We start from the raw sequence: 15,441 nt of genomic DNA, 5'->3' as shown, positions 1-15,441 counted from the left end.
CCCGGCGGCTTATCCGAACAGGACGGCTGCTTCGTCGTACCTGTTCTGCGGGACGGTCTTCAGCTGGCCCAGGGCTTCCTGGAAGGCGACGTGGTGGATGTCGGTTCCCTTCAACGCCACCATGGTGCCCCAGTACCCTTCCACCACGGAATCGATGGCGGCCATGCCCAGCCGGGTGGCCAGGACGCGGTCGAAGGCGGACGGTACGCCGCCGCGCTGGATGTGGCCCAGGATGGTTGCCCGGGTTTCGATTCCGGTCCGGGCTTCCAGCTCGGGTGCCAGCTGATCGGCGATGCCGCCCAGCCGGGGCCGGCCGAACGTGTCCAGGCCGCGCTCGGAGTGCGGGCTCTCCATGTGCTCGGGGACAAAGCCCTCAGCCACCACCACCAGGGGTGCGCGGCCGCGGGCGTGGGCTTCATTGACCCACTCGGTGATCTGCTCGATGCTGACTTTCTGCTCCGGGATGAGGATGGCGTGCGCACCCGCGGCCATGCCGGCGTGCAGGGCGATCCAGCCCACGTGCCGGCCCATGACTTCGGCGATCATGCAGCGGTGGTGGGACTCGCCGGTGGTGCGGAGCCGGTCGATCGCTTCGGTGGCGATCTGGACGGCGGTATCGAAGCCGAAGGTGTAGTCGGTGGCGTCGAGGTCGTTGTCCACGGTCTTGGGGACACCGACAATCTTCAGCCCGGCGTCGGTCAGGCGCTTGGCGGCGGCGAGCGTTCCCTCACCGCCGATGGCGATGATGGCGTCGATGCCCAGCCGGTCCATGTGGGCCTTGATGGCCTCGGGTCCGCCGCCGTTTTCGAACGGGTTGGTGCGGGAGGTGCCCAGGATGGTGCCCCCCTGTTTCGCGATGCCGCGGACCATGGTGCGGGGGATGTCGATGATGTCGCCCTCCACCACGCCGCGCCAGCCATCGAGGAATCCGACGAATTCGTGGCCATGGATGGCGATGCCCTTCAGCACGGCGCCGCGGATCACGGCGTTCAAGCCGGGGCAGTCGCCACCACTGGTAAGGATTCCAATTTTCATGTTCAGCTCAAATCCTGGGAGAAGGTTTACAGGCAGAGCGCCACGCTGAGCTCACCTAGAAGTGTAGTGGGGTGTGTGGGGTACGACACAAACCGGTTACATCCGGTGCGCGTTCCCTGGGGCGGCCGCGGACAGGAAAAAGCCCCCGCATCCGCGATTCGTTCGCGAGTGCGGGGGCCCGGTCCCAGTGGGGGAGGCGCCTTCCGTGGCTACATCCGTGGCCTGTTGATCGAGCGGCGCTCCAGGAAGGTTTGCAGCGGGATCTCGTCGCGCTGGTCCGGCAGCACCACCCAGGCCAGCAGGTAGAAGACGACGGCGGGTCCCGGCAGGAGGCAGAACAGCAGGAATGCGATACGGACGTAGGCCACGTCCACGTTCAGCTTGGCCGCGATGCCGCCCAGCACCCCGCCGAGCCAGCGCTGCGGGCCGCGTTTTAGGCCAAGGCCCCTGACAATGCCGAAGAACTTATCCATGGTTCAAGACTTCCTTTTCATTGGGTCGTTGTCACGTTTGCGGGCAGAGAGCAGGCCGCCGGCCACCAGGGCCACGCCCGCGCCGATCATGAGGCCGATCAGGACGTAGGTCCCGTTGAGGGTGACGATGCCAAGTTGCGCGACGATGATCAGCGCGGCCAAGGCCAGGACGATCAGGCCCCACACCACGGTTCCCACCCTGGCAGGTGCCGCTCCGGCTGGGTCCTGGCCCGCCGTCGTCGGAATGTTGCTGTCCATGTCAGTTGCCTTCCTGGATAGTGACGTTGCTGAAGGTTCCATCGATCCGCACCACCAGGCGGCTGCCGGGTTTTTCCGTGTTGTAGCTGCTCTCGCGGGTGGTGGTGCCGCCGCGCTGGCCCGTGGCCTCGTTCAGGTTCCCCATGGTCATGTCCGCTTTGATATCCACGGGCACGTTCTGCGGGATCACCACGGTTACGTTGCTGGCGGTGATATCGAGCGGAACCACGACGTCGGAGGTCAGCGGGGCGGAGGGGGAGAGGCCAGCGAGGTTCACGGTTCCCCGGCCGGCAGTGATGTCGATGCCGCCGCGCGCCTCCTCGATGCTGGCGGGGTTCCAGTCCACCTGCTGGAAACGCATCCGGCCGTCATTCGCCACGTTGTAGACGCCGCCGGTGACCAGGGCGATCACGGCGAACAGGCTCAGGATCCCCGAGGTCCGGCCGCGCAGTCCTGCCACCAGGATGCCCAGGCCAAGGACTGCCGCTGCGCTGGCCCAGACAATCGCGTTGCCGGAGCCGCCAAGGTCGATGACGTGCCCGGCGTCCAGTGCCTTCAGGCCTCCGCCCACCAGCAGGGCTGAGCCGGTGGCGATGGCTACGGCGGGCGCCCCCGGGCCGGCCGGCCGGGGCTTGGGTGGCCGCGGCGGAACCCACGGCGCCGGGTAGCCGCCCCCGCCAGGAATCCCGCCGCCGGACGCGCCAGTCCCGCCGGCCCCTCCGGACGCGCCAGGGCCATTCCCTGCGGGTCCGCCGGCGGTACCGCCGCCGTAGGCGGGCGCCGGAGGGAATCCCTGGGTGGGTCCGGACGTGGTGGCCGCGGAAAACGACGACGTGTGTTCGGAGCCCGGCCGTCCCGCCGTATACGGCACCCCCGGGGCCGCCGGCGCGGGGCCTGCCATGGTGGGACGGGCCTTGTTGCGCTGGGACAGGTGGTAGATCAGGAAGATCGCGCCGGCCACCCAGAATACGGTCCAGAGGAGCCCGCTCAAACCGTTGTGGCTCCACCCCCAGAACCCTCCGCCCAGGCCGGTAAGTCCCAGGACCGTGGCGATCAGTGCGCCCGTCATGCCGGTGGACCAGCGGCCCGTGCCGGCCTCCTGGACATGGATCCTGCCGTCCGGTTCCGGCAGGAAGGCCCAGGCAAGGCCGTAGAGCAATACGCCGATGCCTGCCAGAAGGGTCAGGACAATAAGGGCGCCGCGGATGATGATGGGGTCCACGCCAAGCCGGTGGGCTATGCCGCTGCAGACGCCGCCGATCCAGCGGTCGCTGCCCCGGGAGATGCCCTGGCTGCGGATCCAGCCGAAGAAGTCGTTTGACGGCGCAGGCGGGGTGGGGCCGGCATGGAAAGCGTAGCCCTGCGCGGGGTCGGCAGCGGGAGGAGCGGTGGGGGCGCCCTGCGAACCGCCCGGGCTGCCCGCCGCAGGGCCCGCCGCCGGGCCGGGAGGAACCGTGTCGGAGGCCGGCAGCGGCTCGGTTGGATGTTCGTCGTCGGGGGAAGGGGTCTGCGAGTTCATACCTCGATCCTCCCGTCCGGCCCGGCGCCGCTCTACTGGGGGAAACCCTGAACGGTCCCTGAGCGGCCCCCGGGAAAGCGCAGAACGCGGTCCGGGCAACCCTGATCCATGCTTGGATTGATCCATGACAACCCTCCCGGTGCGGCCGCCCCTGGCCCGGAGCAGTGACCGGGTCATCGCCGGCGTGTGCTCCGGCCTGGCCCTGCACCTCGGGTGGCCCGTGAAGACCGTCCGCTGGGGCATGGTCCTCGCGTCCTTCGCAGGCGGCGCCGGCCTGGTGTTTTACGCGTGGCTCTGGATCATGGTTCCCACCGCGGATGAGGCTGCCCGGCGCAATACCCGCCGCCCGGCGTCGCCCATTGCCCCGGCGGTGAGCCTGCCGCCCACCGCAACAACGGACGACGACGGGAATCCCGCGGGTGCCGCAAGCCCCGTCCCGGCGGGCACGGGCGCTCCGCCGGGCGCACCCTGGTTCCGTGTGCGCGGGATGCGCTATGGCAAGGAAATCCTGCTTGGCTGCGGGCTCCTGCTGGTCGCCGGAATCATGATCGCCCAGTTGATGGGCGTTGATGTGTCCCTGGGCACCCTGATCCCCGCAGCCGCGGTCTTGGGTGGCGCCTCGATCGCCTGGATGCAGCTGGACGAGACCCGCCGGGCGGGATTGGTTGACAAGACCAAGGCGGACCAGGCCGGCGGCTGGGGCCGGCTGGCAGCGGGGCTGGCGCTGGTGGTTGCCGGCGTCCTGGTGATGGTGTCCGGCTCGGGTTCCTGGGAACAGACGTGGCTCGCGCTGCTGGCTTCCGTCGCCGTCCTGGGGGGCGTGGTGCTGGTGCTGCTGCCGTGGGCGTTGAAGTTCTGGCGGGACCTCGAAGCCGAGCGTGCGGGCCGCATCCGGGAAACGGAACGCGCGGAGATCGCCGCCCACCTTCACGACTCCGTCCTGCAGACGCTCGCCTTGATCCAGCGGCGGGCGGGCAGCGAGCACGACGTCGTCCGCCTGGCCCGTGCGCAGGAGCGGGAATTGCGTGGCTGGCTCTTCCAGGACCACGGACGGGAAAGCGGCCAACTGTCGGACCGGGTCAAGGCCGCGGCCGCCGAGGTGGAGGACCTGCTCGGCCACGCCGTGGAGGTGGTCACAGTGGGCGACGCCGCCATGACGGAGGCCCATGAAGCCTTGGTCCAGGCCAGCCGTGAGGCGATGCTCAACGCGTCCCGGCACGGCGGCGGAACGGTCTCCGTGTACCTTGAGGCTTCGGACGCGCAGGCCGAGATCTTCATCAAGGACAGGGGTCCCGGTTTTGAGCTGGGGAACGTTCCTTCGGACAGGCTTGGCGTCCGGGAATCGATTATCGGCAGAATGAAGAGGCATGGCGGCTCAGCTGCCATCCTCAGCACGGAGGACGGCACCGAGGTTCGGTTGAGGCTGCCGGCGGCGGAGAACGCGGAAGGGAAACCATGAGCACTATCCAGGGAACAGGGGGCCCAGCCGCCCGGCCGGCCAAATCCGTCCGGGTGGTGATCGTGGACGACCACGCGATCTTCCGGTCCGGGCTCAAGGCGGACCTCGACGCCAGCATCCACGTGGTGGGGGAGGCCGCCACCGTGGAACAGGCCATCGCCGTGATCGCCGAACAGCGGCCCGACGTCGTGCTCCTGGACGTGCACCTTCCGGGTGGGCTGGGCGGCGGCGGCCGGGAAGTCATCGCCGGTTCCGCGCCGCTGCTCTCCGCCACCCGCTTCCTGGCCCTGAGCGTTTCCGACGCGGCGGAGGACGTGGTGGCGGTGATCCGCGCGGGCGCCAGGGGCTACGTCACCAAGACCATTTCCGGCGCTGAGATCACCGATGCCGTGTTCCGGGTGGCGGGCGGCGACGCCGTGTTCTCGCCGCGCCTGGCCGGGTTTGTCCTGGACGCGTTCGGAACCGCCCCCGCGGACATTGCCGACGACGAGCTGGACAAGCTGTCCGCACGCGAACTGGAGGTCATGCGGCTCATCGCCCGGGGTTACAGCTACAAGGAAGTGGCCAAGGAACTCTTCATCAGCATCAAGACGGTTGAAACCCATGTGTCCGCGGTGCTCCGGAAGCTGCAGCTTTCCAGCCGCCATGAGCTGACCAAGTGGGCTGCCGAGCGCCGCCTCCTCTAACCAACGCCCGCTCACCTTTGACGCCTTAAACGCCAACGCCCGCTCACCTTTGACGCCTTAAACGCCAACGCCCGCTCACCTTTGACGCCTTAAGCACCAACGCCCGCTCACCTTTGACGCCTTAAACGCCAACGCCCGCTCAATTCTCAAGGAAAGTGAGCGGGCGTTGGTGTTTAAGCTGCCGGACGTGAGCGGGCGTCTACTGGGCTTTGCCCAGGAAGTCCTGCAGGCGCTGGACACCGGTGGCGAGGTCGTCATCGCCCAGTGCGTAGGAGAGACGCACGAATCCGGACGGGCCGAACGCCTCGCCGGGGACCACGGCCACCTCGACCTCGTCCAGGATCAGTGCGGCCAGCTCGGCAGAGGTCTGCGGCGTGGCGGTGCCGGACGCGGTCGGGAATTCCTTGCCCAGCAGCCCCCGGACGTCCGCGTAGACGTAGAAGGCACCCTTCGGCGTCGGGCATTCCAAGCCGTCGATGGCGTTCAGGCCGGCAACGATGGCCTTGCGGCGGCGGTCGAAGGCCACCTTCATTTCATCGACCGCGGTCAGCGGGCCGGATACGGCGGCGAGGGCTGCGACCTGCATGATGTTGGACACGTTGGACGTGGCGTGCGACTGCAGGTTGGTGGCGGCCTTGATGACGTCGGCTGGGCCGATCATCCAGCCCACGCGCCAGCCGGTCATCGCGTACGTCTTGGCAACGCCGTTGAGGATGACCACCTTGTCGCCCAGTTCGGGGGCCGCGGTGGCGATGGAGGTGAAAGGGACGCCGTCGTAGGTGAGGTGCTCGTAGATCTCGTCCGTGACAACCCAGAGGCCCTTTGCTGCGGCCCACTTGCCGATCTCAGCCACCTGCTCAGGCGAGTAGACAGCGCCGGTGGGGTTCGAGGGCGAGACGAACAACAGGATCTTCGTCTTGTCAGTGACAGCCGCTTCCAACTGCTCGACGGTTACCAGGTAGTCCTGCTCCGGCCCGGCGAAAACTTCCACGGGCACGCCGCCAGCCAGGCGGATCGCCTCGGGGTAGGTGGTCCAGAAGGGGGTGGGCACGATCACTTCGTCGCCCGGATCCAGCAGGGTGGCGAAGGTGTTGTATACGGCCTGCTTGCCGCCGTTGGTGACCAGCACCTGCGAGGGGTCGACGTTGTAGCCCGAGTCCCGGAGGGTCTTTTCGGCAATGGCCTTCTTCAGCTCAGGCAGGCCGCCCGCGGGGGAATAGCGGTGGTACTTGGGCTGGCCGGCTGCTTCGATGGCGGCCTGCACAATGTAATCCGGGGTGGGGAAGTCGGGTTCGCCCGCGCCGAAGCCAATAACCGGCCGGCCTGCTGCCTTGAGCGCCTTCGCCTTGGCATCAACGGCAAGGGTTGCGGATTCGGCAATTGCGGATATGCGCTTGGAAACGCGGGCGGCAGACATGGCAGGTCCGTTCTTCGCTTGCAGCCGGAAGGCTGGAATGTGGGTTTCGACGAGTTCTACTCTAAGCTGTTCAGCGGACCCTCCGGGGAGCCGGTTTGGTTTTGTGACTGCTCGCTGCGGTACAAGTCGGACCGGCCGGCGGATGGGCCCGGTCGGTCCGGTTTTACCTACGCGAACTTCTTGCGTAGACTGGTTCACCGGTGTTGAAACACGGATGATGGCGTGCGCCCCAGTGCAAGCTGGTGCATGGGCCGTCAAAGAGTGGCATTCACTCCATAGGGTAGTGGCGCAATTGGTAGCGCAGCGGTCTCCAAAACCGCAGGTTGCAGGTTCGAGTCCTGTCTGCCCTGCGCAAGCTGTCTCCGGGCGAAAGCCCGGGACAGGCGCAGCAACCATGGTTCTGATCAGGGCCGGGTAATCCACCATTGCAAAGATGAGCGAGGACCAGGTGACCGAAACAGCTGCCAGCAGCTCCAAGGGCCGCCCAGCTAAGAAGGAAGCCAAGGCAAGCTTCTTCGCCCGCATTGCTCTCTTTGTCCGCCAGATCATTGGCGAACTCAAGAAGGTTGTGGCCCCCACCCGCAAGGAACTGATCAACTACACGCTCGTGGTGCTGGTGTTCGTGGCCATCATGATGGTCATCGTCAGCCTGCTGGACATTGGTTTCGGAACCGCTGTCAGCTGGATCTTCGGCGGTACCGGCTCGACGGACAGCTAAGGCTGGATGGTCCGCAGGCCGCGTGTTTCGTCCGGGAAACCGGATGGAAAGCGCCGGCGTGCGGAATTGAGCCATTTAAATAGGCATGTTAGGCAATGAGGAAGCAGGAGACCAAGTGTCTGAGCAGGAGCTCGAGGTAACCGAGTCTGGGCTGGAAGAGTCCCAGGACGTCGCGGCAGAAGCCGGTGAAGAGTCCGAGGTTGAGTCCTTCGCGCCCGAATCCGACGACGCCGGCTCCGATGCTGACGACGTCACCGGTGAAGAAGCCGACGCCGCAGAAGACGGCGGCGACGACGAGTCCGCTGACGCCCTCGCCGCCGCAGCGGCCGCCGCAGCCGCTGATCCCGCCGAGGAGTTCAAGGCCAAGCTGCGCCGCCAGGAGGGTGACTGGTACGTCATCCACTCCTACGCCGGTTACGAGAACCGCGTGAAGGCCAACCTGGAAACCCGCATCCAGACCCTGGACATGGAAGATTACATCTTCGAAATCCAGGTGCCCATGGAAGAAGTCGTGGAGATCAAGAACGCCCAGCGCAAGGTGATCAACCGCGTCCGCATCCCCGGCTACGTCCTGGTCCGCATGGACCTGACCGACGCCTCCTGGGGCGCCGTCCGCCACACCCCCGGCGTGACCGGCTTCGTGGGCAACGCCCACAACCCGGTCCCGCTGCGCCTGGACGAGGTCTTCTCCATGCTCGCCCCTGTCTTCGAAGAGGAGCAGGCCGAGAAGGGCAAGCCGGTCAACAAGCAGAACCAGGCTCCCGTGGCCGTCGACTTCGAGGTCGGCGAGTCCGTCATCGTCAAGGAAGGTCCGTTCGAGACCCTCCCCGCCACGATCTCCGAGATCAAGCCCGAGTCCCAGACCCTCGTGGTGCTGGTTTCCATCTTCGAGCGCGAAACGCCCGTCACCCTGGCGTTCAACCAGGTCACCAAGATCTGAGAATCCGAGAATTCGTTCCGGCACCGCCTGCTTAGCGGCACCGGAACGGCCGGCCGCCTTGCCATGGCGGCCAAAAACCTGAGGCACGCTCCTGTGCCCCAGGACGTTATTGAGAGAAGGACCCTACATTGGCTCCCAAGAAGAAGGTCACCGGCCTCATCAAGCTGCAGATCCAGGCAGGTGCCGCCAACCCGGCCCCGCCGATCGGTCCCGCGCTTGGCCAGCACGGTGTCAACATCATGGAATTCTGCAAGGCGTACAACGCTGCGACTGAAGCCCAGCGCGGAAACGTCATCCCCGTGGAAATCACGGTCTACGAGGACCGTTCCTTCACGTTCATCACCAAGACCCCGCCGGCTGCAGAGCTCATCAAGAAGGCTGCAGGCGTTGCCAAGGGTTCATCCACCCCGCACACCGTCAAGGTTGCCAAGCTGACCCAGGCCCAGGTCAACGAGATCGCCTCCACCAAGATGGAAGACCTCAACGCCACCAGCCTCGAAGGCGCAGCCAAGATCATCGCCGGCACCGCCCGCTCCATGGGTATCACCGTCGAGGGCTAGTTACCCCTACCGCTGTCCGGCGTCAAGGTAATTGACGACGACGGGCGGCACCGCCGGGACACCGGCACCAAACACATTGAAATGTCGGGCATCCGGGACGGATAACGAACCGGACCACCGACTGTGGCAGGGCCCAGCGCGGTCCGCAGACCACAACTGCACAAGGAGAAATAAGCAGCATGGCAAAGCGCAGCAAAGCATATGAGGCAGCAGCCGCCAAGATCGACGCGGAGAAGCACTACGCACCGTTCGAGGCAGTAACGCTGGCCAAGGACACCAACCCGTCCAAGTTCGACGCAACCATCGAGGTGGCTTTCCGCCTGGGCGTTGACCCCCGTAAGGCCGACCAGATGGTCCGCGGTACGGTCAACCTGCCCCACGGCACCGGTAAGACCGCCCGCGTCCTGGTTTTCGCCACGGGCGACAAGGCTGAGGCAGCAATTGCAGCCGGCGCCGACTTCGTTGGTTCCGACGACCTGATCGAAAAGATCGCCGCCGGCTGGACCGACTTCGACGCAGCCGTTGCCACCCCTGACCTCATGGGCAAGGTTGGCCGCCTCGGTAAGGTCCTCGGTCCGCGTAACCTGATGCCGAACCCGAAGACGGGCACCGTGACCCCCGATGTCACCAAGGCCGTCAACGACATCAAGGGTGGAAAGATCGACTTCCGCGTCGACAAGCACTCCAACCTGCACTTCATCATCGGCAAGGTGTCGTTCGACGCCATCAAGCTGGCCGAGAACTACGCGGCAGCCCTGGAAGAGGTCCTTCGCCTGAAGCCGTCCGCTGCCAAGGGCCGCTACATCCAGAAGGCCACGGTTGCCACCACGTTCGGTCCCGGCATCTCCGTCGACCCGAACGTCACCAAGGTGCTCACCGACGCGTAGTCCTTGAGTGAAGTTCCTGCCCCGGGCTGATCCGGAGCTTCAGGAGCCCGTCCCGACGCTTATGCGTTTGGACGGGCTCCTTTTTTGTCCCGGTGTTTTGCCTATGCTGGCTGCATGGATAATCCGGATCCCGCTGGGGTCCCACCTTTGCCGGCGCCCGGCGCGCTGGTGATTTCCGCCGTCGTGATCCCGCCCGCAGGAGGTGGCCAGGATGCCGCCGGTACGCTGGCGCACTTCCGGGAGTGCCAGGCCATGCGTGCGGCGGAGGACATGGCGGTGTGGGGAAACCTGGACCGCTGCCTGACGGACAGGGAAGCGCTGGAGTACTGGCGTGGCAGCCGATCCGAAGAACGGCAGCTCTTTCTGGCCCGGATTGGCAGCGAAGCGGTGGGACTCTGCTCGGTTACCTTGCCGCTGCGGGACAACACGGCCACGGCAGGCATAGATGTCCTGGTGGTTCCCCACCGGCGCCGCGGGGGGATCGGGCATGCCCTGCTGGGCCACGCCGAAGCTGTGGCCCGCACTCGCGGCCGGTCATCCCTCGGCGGCTTCCATGAAATACCCTTGGACGCCCCGGGAGGTGGCGCCCGCATGCTGGCCGCGAAGTCCGGGACCGGGCACTTGCCAATGGACCACCCCGCAAGCGCGTTTGCCATGTCCGCCGGCTACCGGCTGGAACAAGTGGAACGCTCCAGCCGGTTGGCGCTTCCCGCGCCCGGGGACCAGCTGGCCCGGCTGCAGGCGGAAGTGCTTGCGCACGCAGGGGGCTACGCCCTGACGGCCTGGGACGATCGTTGCCCGGAAGTGCTGGTCGCCGGCTATGCGCGGCTCAAGGTGCGGATGAGCACGGATGCCCCCACCGCGGGCATGGACTGGGAGCGCGAGGACTGGGACGCCGCCCGGGTCCGGGAGGACGAATCGGCCCTCGCCCGTGGCGGCGTCCAGTCTTCCGTCGTAGCCGCCGTGCACCGGCCCACGGGCGAGCTGGTGGCGTACACGGTCCTGACATGGCGCCCGGAGGTGCCGGAGTCGCTGATCCAGCAGGACACTCTGGTGGCGGCGGAGCATCGCGGCCACCGGCTGGGCATGTTGGTCAAGGTGGCCAACCTCCGCCGTGCGCAGGAAAAGTGGCCCCCGGCGCGCTCGGTCCTGACGTGGAATGCCAGCGAAAACCAGCATATGCTGGCGATTAATACCGCACTTGGATTCAAGCCTGCCGGCTATGAAGGTGAGTGGCAGAAACGGCTGGGATGATGCCCGAATGGCGATAGACGTAAAGATCGAACAGCTGTGGATTCCAGATTCCCTGGACACCCCGGACGCAGCCGACTTCCTTGCCGCCGTCGAGGTGGGGCGCAAAGTGCGGATGCAGACGTGGGGGAGTGACGATCTCGCCTACGGTCCGCTGGAAAAGCTGCTCGAGTTCGCTGATCCCTATGAGCGTCAGCTGATCCTCGTCGCCAAAGTGGACGGTGACATCGTGGGCACCGTGGACATCGCGCTGCCGCTGACGGACCACCTGGACCTCGCCGAACTCACCCTGGACATCCTGCCCGAGTTCCAGCGCCAGGGCGTGGGTCGGCGCCTGCTTGAAGCGGCCGAGCAGCTGGCCCGGGGAGAGGGACGCACCATGATCCTGGTGGACACCAACCACCCGGGCGCATCGCTCCACGAGTTCGGGCAGGCCCAGCTGGTCCCGGGCACGGGCCAGGGGTTCGTTCCTTTGGAAAGCCGGGAAGTGGAGTTCGCGCAGCGGACCGGATACACGCTCCAGCACATTGAGCAGTTCAGCTCCTGCCTGCTTCCCCTCGACACAAAACTGGTGGCAGACCTCCAGGCTGAGGCCGAGGAAGCCAATGGCGGCAGGTACCGGCTGCACCATTGGACGGACCGCTGCCCGGACCAGTGGCTGGAGGCCGTGGCCGTCCTGGAGAACCAGGCGGGTGCCGACGTCGACCCTTCCCTGGACGTGCCGGTTGAGCAGGACATGGTGTTCGACGGCGGGATCCTGCGTGAGGCTGAAGACGTCGCCATCGCGCAGGGAAGGCGGACGGTGGTCACCGCCGTCGAACACATCGCCACGGGATCGCTGGTGGGACTGACCACCATCACCGTGCTGGCCCACCGTGCCGACGTCGTTTTCCAAGACGACACCCTGGTCCTGCAGGAGCACCGCGGCAACAAGCTGGGCCTGCTGATCAAGGTGGCCAACATGGAACGGCTCAGCGAGCAGTTCCCGGATGCCCGCATCATCTACACCTGGAACGCCCCCGAGAACCGGTACCTCCTGACGGTCAACAAGCAGCTTGGGTTCCAGACGGCAGGGGTTACCGGTATCTGGCAAAAGGAACTTCCCACCCTGCGGACCAGCACCAGCTGACGCCCGATTTGGCGGTCCGGCGCCCCCTCGCGTAAGCTTGGATTACCAAAGACCGTCGGTTGTTGGAAATCCACTCTCCTGTACATGGCTCAACTCTGCAGTTGTGCGCCGGAGGCCACAGTAGGTTTCCGGACGAAGGACCCTCAACGCAGGGCGGCCGGCGCAGGTGAACGAAGCAAAGCTCCACGGCAAAGCCGTGTTGAGCCAAGCCCCGTGCATCTGCGCGGGGCGTTTTTAGTTTTAGCTCTCTTGAGCGGGGACCGTCGAATACCGGCACTATCCCCGGAAGGAGGGTTATGGCAACGCCTACCAAGGTTTCAGCAGTAGCTGAGATCACTAACGATTTCAAGGAATCGAACGCCGCTGTCCTGACCGAATACCGCGGGCTCACCGTTGCACAGCTCAAGCAGCTGCGTGTTTCTCTCGGCCAGGACACCAAGTTCGCGGTCGTCAAGAACACCCTGACCGCCATTGCAGCCAAGGAAGCCGGCGTCGAAGCATTCGACGGCCAGCTTGCCGGCCCCACTGCAATCGCGTTCATCAAGGGTGACGCAGTTGCCGCTGCCAAGAGCCTGACGGATTTTGCCAAGGCCAACAAGCAGCTGGTCATCAAGACCGGTTACTTCGAGGGCAAGGCACTGGACGCCACCGAGGTTGCAGCCCTGGCTGCCCTCGAGTCCCGTGAGCTGCAGCTCGCCAAGGTTGCAGGCGTCCTCAAGGCACCCGCCGCCGCAGCTGCACGCATCATCGACGCACTGCGCCTCAAGCTTGAAGAAGAGAACGGTGCACCGGCAGCTGCCGAAGCGCCTGCCGCTGAAGAAGCTCCCGCCGCTGAAGCCGAGGCACCCGCCGAAGCTGCCGCTGCCGAAGAGAACTAATTCTCTTTACCCCACCAGACTCCGGTGTCAGGCCCGGCTCCGCGCCGTTCGGACACCACAACAGGAAGGACGCCAACCATGGCGAAGCTCAGCAACGAAGAGCTCATTGAAGCTTTCAAGGAACTGACCATCATCGAGCTCTCCGAGTTCGTCAAGCTCTTCGAAGAGACCTTCGAAGTTACCGCTGCTGCGGTAGCAGTTGCCGGCCCCGCCGGTGCTGCTGCTGAAGAGGTTGAAGAGAAGACTGACTTCGACGTCATCCTCGAATCTGCCGGCGAGAAGAAGATTGCGGTCATCAAGGAAGTTCGCGCCATTACTTCCCTGGGCCTGAAGGAAGCCAAGGACCTGGTTGACAGCGCTCCCAAGGCTGTCCTCGAAGGTGCTACCAAGGAAGCTGCAGAGAAGGCCAAGGAGCAGCTCGAGGCTGCAGGCGCTTCCGTTACCCTCAAGTAACAACGCCTTTTCCTGCGGAAACCCCGTCCATTTCGGTGGGCGGGGTTTCCTGCTTTAAGCGGGGTGGGAGGCTCAGCCGGGATCCGAGATGTCCGCGACTACGGCACCCAGGGCGGCGGTCAGTGAGTCTGCGTCAACGAAAGCACTGTAGCCGTGGGCTCCGGCGCCCATGGAGATCCTGCGTCCGGTGATCGTGGCGTCGGCATAGACGGGCCAGGCCGTGGTACTGCCCAGCGGCGTGATGGTGCCCCGCTCGTATCCCGTCGCTTCCAGGGCAACGTCTGCCGGTGGCAGCGAGAGCTTATTGACGCCCAGCAGGGACCGAAGTTTGGGCCAGGAGATCTGCCGGTCGCCGGGAACCAGGGCGAACAGGAATGTCCCGTCCTTGTGCTTGACCACCAGTGACTTCACGATGTCGGCCGGCGTGATGCCCAGGATAGCGGCCGCTTCCGCCAGGCTGCGTGCCGGCGGGCGTTCCACGACGTCAACGATCAGGCCGCGCGCGGCGGCGTCGGCCAGGAAACGTTCCCGCCCGACGCCGTCCGTTCCGTTGGCGGTTGTGCCCGCCATTAGTCGCGGTAGAGCAGGAGAGCTTCGCCCTGCCCTCCTCCGCCACACAGGGCCACCGCGGCTTTGCCCGACCCGCGGCGCTTCAGCTCATGGGCGGCGTGGGCGGCCAGTCGGGCTCCCGAAGCCCCGATCGGATGCCCCAGGGCGATTGCCCCGCCGTGGATGTTGCACTTTTCCAGGGGGTAGTCCAGGTCCTTGAGCGACTGCACGGCGACGGAACCGAAGGCCTCGTTGATTTCGATGAAGTCCAGGTCCGCCGTGCCCCAGCCGGCTTTGCCGAGGGCATTCGTGATCGCGTGTGAAGGCTGTGAATGCAGGGTGTTGTCCGGTCCGGCAACCTGGCCCGGCTTCCCGACGAGAGCCAGGTATTCCAGGCCGTGTTCGTCGGCGTAGGCGCGGGAGGCGAGTACCAGGGCGGCGGCGCCGTCGGACAAGGGAGAGGAGTTGCCGGCGGTGATGGTACCGTCCGTAACGAATGCCGCACGCAGCCCTGCGAGCGACTCCACTGAGGTGTTGGGGCGCACGCCCTCGTCGCTGTCCACGACCAAGGGCTCACCCTTCCGCTGCTTCACGCTGACCGGCGCGATTTCGCCGTCGAAGGTTCCGTTCTTTGCCGCGAGGGCCGCGCGCTGGTGGGACTGTGCCGCCACGTTGTCCTGGGAGGTGCGGTCGATGCCCAGGGTGAGGTTGCGCGTCTCGGTGGACAACCCCATGGACTCGCCGTCGAAGGCGTCGGTCAGGCCGTCGTGGGCGGCTGCGTCCAATGCCTGGATGGAGCCGTAAGTCCATCCTTGCCGGGACCCTGGGAGCAGGTGCGGTGCCCGGCTCATTGATTCCTGGCCGCCGGCCACTACCACGGCCGCCTCGCCGGCCCGGATCATGCGGGCGGCGTCGATCACGGCGGTGAGCCCGGAGAGGCATACTTTATTGACCGTCACGGCGGGGACGTTCCAGCCGATCCCGGCGCCGATGGAGCTTTGCCGCGCGGGGTTCTGGCCTGCACCCGCCTGCAGTACCTGCCCCATGATCACGGCTTCCACATCGGCGGCGTCAATGCCGCTGGCCGCCAGGGCAGCCTTGATGGCGTGGGCGCCGAGGTCCACCGCCGTCAGGCTTGAGAGTTGGCCGTTAATGCGGCCCTGCGGGGTCCGCGCTGCTGCGAGGATGACAACGTCACTGTTGTCAGGAGAGTTGCCCATGGTCATCAC

Annotated in this window: 17 protein-coding genes and 1 tRNA gene; 11 read left to right on the top strand and 7 right to left on the bottom strand. The window is 66.1% G+C overall.

From position 1 onward, the window contains the following. Positions 1 to 9: 9 nt before the first annotated feature. The 4 genes from ACFVVC_RS17615 to ACFVVC_RS17600 all read right to left on the bottom strand — a co-directional run bounded on the left by ACFVVC_RS17615 (position 10) and on the right by ACFVVC_RS17600 (position 3,285). Positions 10 to 1,035: an ATP-dependent 6-phosphofructokinase gene (locus tag ACFVVC_RS17615; RefSeq protein WP_018760481.1), complete on the bottom strand. Its 1,026-nt coding sequence runs from the start codon at positions 1,033 to 1,035 to the stop codon at positions 10 to 12. A 209-nt stretch (positions 1,036 to 1,244) separates the two neighbouring features. Then, a complete protein-coding gene (locus ACFVVC_RS17610; protein WP_387456086.1) occupies positions 1,245 to 1,508 on the bottom strand; it encodes a PspC domain-containing protein in 264 nt (87 codons plus the stop codon). 3 nt (positions 1,509 to 1,511) lie between these two features. Further along, entirely contained in the window at positions 1,512 to 1,766 is a 255-nt protein-coding gene (locus ACFVVC_RS17605; RefSeq protein ID WP_387456084.1) for a hypothetical protein, read from the bottom strand. A gap of 1 nt (position 1,767) precedes the next feature. After that, positions 1,768 to 3,285 carry a PspC domain-containing protein gene (locus ACFVVC_RS17600; protein WP_387456081.1) on the bottom strand — a complete coding sequence of 506 codons (1,518 nt, stop codon included), beginning with the start codon at positions 3,283 to 3,285 and terminating at the stop codon, positions 1,768 to 1,770. 124 nt (positions 3,286 to 3,409) lie between these two features. Between ACFVVC_RS17600 and ACFVVC_RS17595 the strand changes: the two genes are divergently transcribed. Beyond that, complete coding sequence (locus ACFVVC_RS17595) at positions 3,410 to 4,744, top strand: PspC domain-containing protein (RefSeq protein WP_387456079.1); 1,335 nt, start codon at positions 3,410 to 3,412, stop codon at positions 4,742 to 4,744. Further along, the gene (locus tag ACFVVC_RS17590; RefSeq protein ID WP_387456076.1) at positions 4,741 to 5,430 is read left to right on the top strand and encodes a LuxR C-terminal-related transcriptional regulator; all 690 of its coding nucleotides are present in this window, start codon (positions 4,741 to 4,743) and stop codon (positions 5,428 to 5,430) included. The genes ACFVVC_RS17595 and ACFVVC_RS17590 overlap by 4 nt, the downstream gene beginning before the upstream one ends. A gap of 199 nt (positions 5,431 to 5,629) precedes the next feature. Here ACFVVC_RS17590 and ACFVVC_RS17585 read toward each other — a convergent pair whose 3' ends face one another. After that, positions 5,630 to 6,847, bottom strand: a complete 1,218-nt coding sequence (locus tag ACFVVC_RS17585; protein WP_387456073.1) for a pyridoxal phosphate-dependent aminotransferase — start codon at positions 6,845 to 6,847, stop codon at positions 5,630 to 5,632. A gap of 277 nt (positions 6,848 to 7,124) precedes the next feature. Between ACFVVC_RS17585 and ACFVVC_RS17580 the strand changes: the two genes are divergently transcribed. The 9 genes from ACFVVC_RS17580 to rplL all read left to right on the top strand — a co-directional run bounded on the left by ACFVVC_RS17580 (position 7,125) and on the right by rplL (position 13,663). Beyond that, positions 7,125 to 7,197: transfer RNA gene (locus ACFVVC_RS17580), tRNA-Trp, on the top strand. Positions 7,198 to 7,280: 83 nt separating this feature from the next. Further along, positions 7,281 to 7,565, top strand: coding sequence for a preprotein translocase subunit SecE (gene secE / locus ACFVVC_RS17575; protein WP_018760474.1), 285 nt, complete (start codon positions 7,281 to 7,283; stop codon positions 7,563 to 7,565). A gap of 115 nt (positions 7,566 to 7,680) precedes the next feature. Then, positions 7,681 to 8,505, top strand: a complete 825-nt coding sequence (gene nusG / locus ACFVVC_RS17570) for a transcription termination/antitermination protein NusG (RefSeq protein ID WP_387456070.1) — start codon at positions 7,681 to 7,683, stop codon at positions 8,503 to 8,505. A gap of 128 nt (positions 8,506 to 8,633) precedes the next feature. Beyond that, positions 8,634 to 9,065, top strand: coding sequence for a 50S ribosomal protein L11 (gene rplK / locus ACFVVC_RS17565; protein ID WP_018760472.1), 432 nt, complete (start codon positions 8,634 to 8,636; stop codon positions 9,063 to 9,065). Between the two features lie 179 nt (positions 9,066 to 9,244). Next, complete coding sequence (gene rplA / locus ACFVVC_RS17560; RefSeq protein ID WP_387456066.1) at positions 9,245 to 9,952, top strand: 50S ribosomal protein L1; 708 nt, start codon at positions 9,245 to 9,247, stop codon at positions 9,950 to 9,952. 114 nt (positions 9,953 to 10,066) lie between these two features. Continuing rightward, the gene (locus ACFVVC_RS17555; protein WP_387456063.1) at positions 10,067 to 11,206 is read left to right on the top strand and encodes a GNAT family N-acetyltransferase; all 1,140 of its coding nucleotides are present in this window, start codon (positions 10,067 to 10,069) and stop codon (positions 11,204 to 11,206) included. Positions 11,207 to 11,213: 7 nt separating this feature from the next. Further along, positions 11,214 to 12,332 (top strand): GNAT family N-acetyltransferase, encoded by a 1,119-nt coding sequence (locus ACFVVC_RS17550; protein ID WP_018760469.1) that lies wholly within the window; start codon positions 11,214 to 11,216, stop codon positions 12,330 to 12,332. Positions 12,333 to 12,628: 296 nt separating this feature from the next. Beyond that, entirely contained in the window at positions 12,629 to 13,210 is a 582-nt protein-coding gene (gene rplJ, locus ACFVVC_RS17545) for a 50S ribosomal protein L10 (RefSeq protein ID WP_285248633.1), read from the top strand. A 78-nt stretch (positions 13,211 to 13,288) separates the two neighbouring features. Continuing rightward, the gene (gene rplL, locus ACFVVC_RS17540) at positions 13,289 to 13,663 is read left to right on the top strand and encodes a 50S ribosomal protein L7/L12 (RefSeq protein WP_387456058.1); all 375 of its coding nucleotides are present in this window, start codon (positions 13,289 to 13,291) and stop codon (positions 13,661 to 13,663) included. A 72-nt stretch (positions 13,664 to 13,735) separates the two neighbouring features. On the opposite strand, the gene ACFVVC_RS17535 is transcribed toward rplL, so the two are convergent. Both ACFVVC_RS17535 and ACFVVC_RS17530 read right to left on the bottom strand, forming a co-directional pair. Beyond that, positions 13,736 to 14,233, bottom strand: a complete 498-nt coding sequence (locus ACFVVC_RS17535; RefSeq protein WP_387456055.1) for an aminoacyl-tRNA deacylase — start codon at positions 14,231 to 14,233, stop codon at positions 13,736 to 13,738. Beyond that, positions 14,233 to 15,432, bottom strand: a complete 1,200-nt coding sequence (locus ACFVVC_RS17530) for an acetyl-CoA C-acetyltransferase (RefSeq protein WP_387456053.1) — start codon at positions 15,430 to 15,432, stop codon at positions 14,233 to 14,235. Before ACFVVC_RS17530 ends, ACFVVC_RS17535 begins: the two co-directional genes overlap by 1 nt. Positions 15,433 to 15,441: the final 9 nt, after the last annotated feature.

This window comes from Pseudarthrobacter sp. NPDC058196, assembly GCF_042882685.1.
Lineage (GTDB): Bacteria > Actinomycetota > Actinomycetes > Actinomycetales > Micrococcaceae > Arthrobacter.
Note: the sequence above shows the minus strand (reverse complement) of the source record. Positions and strands in the feature narration are given on the sequence as shown.

What these genes read in the sequence shown, in the direction of transcription:
- rplJ (WP_285248633.1), top strand. Translation starts at nt 12,629, where the DNA reads ATGGCAACGCCTACCAAGGTTTCAGCAGTAGCTGAGATCACTAACGAT.
- ACFVVC_RS17610 (WP_387456086.1), bottom strand. Translation starts at nt 1,508, where the DNA reads ATGGATAAGTTCTTCGGCATTGTCAGGGGCCTTGGCCTAAAACGCGGC.
- ACFVVC_RS17585 (WP_387456073.1), bottom strand. Translation starts at nt 6,847, where the DNA reads ATGTCTGCCGCCCGCGTTTCCAAGCGCATATCCGCAATTGCCGAATCC.
- secE (WP_018760474.1), top strand. Translation starts at nt 7,281, where the DNA reads ATGAGCGAGGACCAGGTGACCGAAACAGCTGCCAGCAGCTCCAAGGGC.
- ACFVVC_RS17550 (WP_018760469.1), top strand. Translation starts at nt 11,214, where the DNA reads ATGGCGATAGACGTAAAGATCGAACAGCTGTGGATTCCAGATTCCCTG.
- ACFVVC_RS17615 (WP_018760481.1), bottom strand. Translation starts at nt 1,035, where the DNA reads ATGAAAATTGGAATCCTTACCAGTGGTGGCGACTGCCCCGGCTTGAAC.
- ACFVVC_RS17530 (WP_387456053.1), bottom strand. Translation starts at nt 15,432, where the DNA reads ATGGGCAACTCTCCTGACAACAGTGACGTTGTCATCCTCGCAGCAGCG.
- ACFVVC_RS17595 (WP_387456079.1), top strand. Translation starts at nt 3,410, where the DNA reads ATGACAACCCTCCCGGTGCGGCCGCCCCTGGCCCGGAGCAGTGACCGG.
- ACFVVC_RS17590 (WP_387456076.1), top strand. Translation starts at nt 4,741, where the DNA reads ATGAGCACTATCCAGGGAACAGGGGGCCCAGCCGCCCGGCCGGCCAAA.
- ACFVVC_RS17555 (WP_387456063.1), top strand. Translation starts at nt 10,067, where the DNA reads ATGGATAATCCGGATCCCGCTGGGGTCCCACCTTTGCCGGCGCCCGGC.
- ACFVVC_RS17605 (WP_387456084.1), bottom strand. Translation starts at nt 1,766, where the DNA reads ATGGACAGCAACATTCCGACGACGGCGGGCCAGGACCCAGCCGGAGCG.
- rplA (WP_387456066.1), top strand. Translation starts at nt 9,245, where the DNA reads ATGGCAAAGCGCAGCAAAGCATATGAGGCAGCAGCCGCCAAGATCGAC.
- ACFVVC_RS17600 (WP_387456081.1), bottom strand. Translation starts at nt 3,285, where the DNA reads ATGAACTCGCAGACCCCTTCCCCCGACGACGAACATCCAACCGAGCCG.
- rplL (WP_387456058.1), top strand. Translation starts at nt 13,289, where the DNA reads ATGGCGAAGCTCAGCAACGAAGAGCTCATTGAAGCTTTCAAGGAACTG.
- ACFVVC_RS17535 (WP_387456055.1), bottom strand. Translation starts at nt 14,233, where the DNA reads ATGGCGGGCACAACCGCCAACGGAACGGACGGCGTCGGGCGGGAACGT.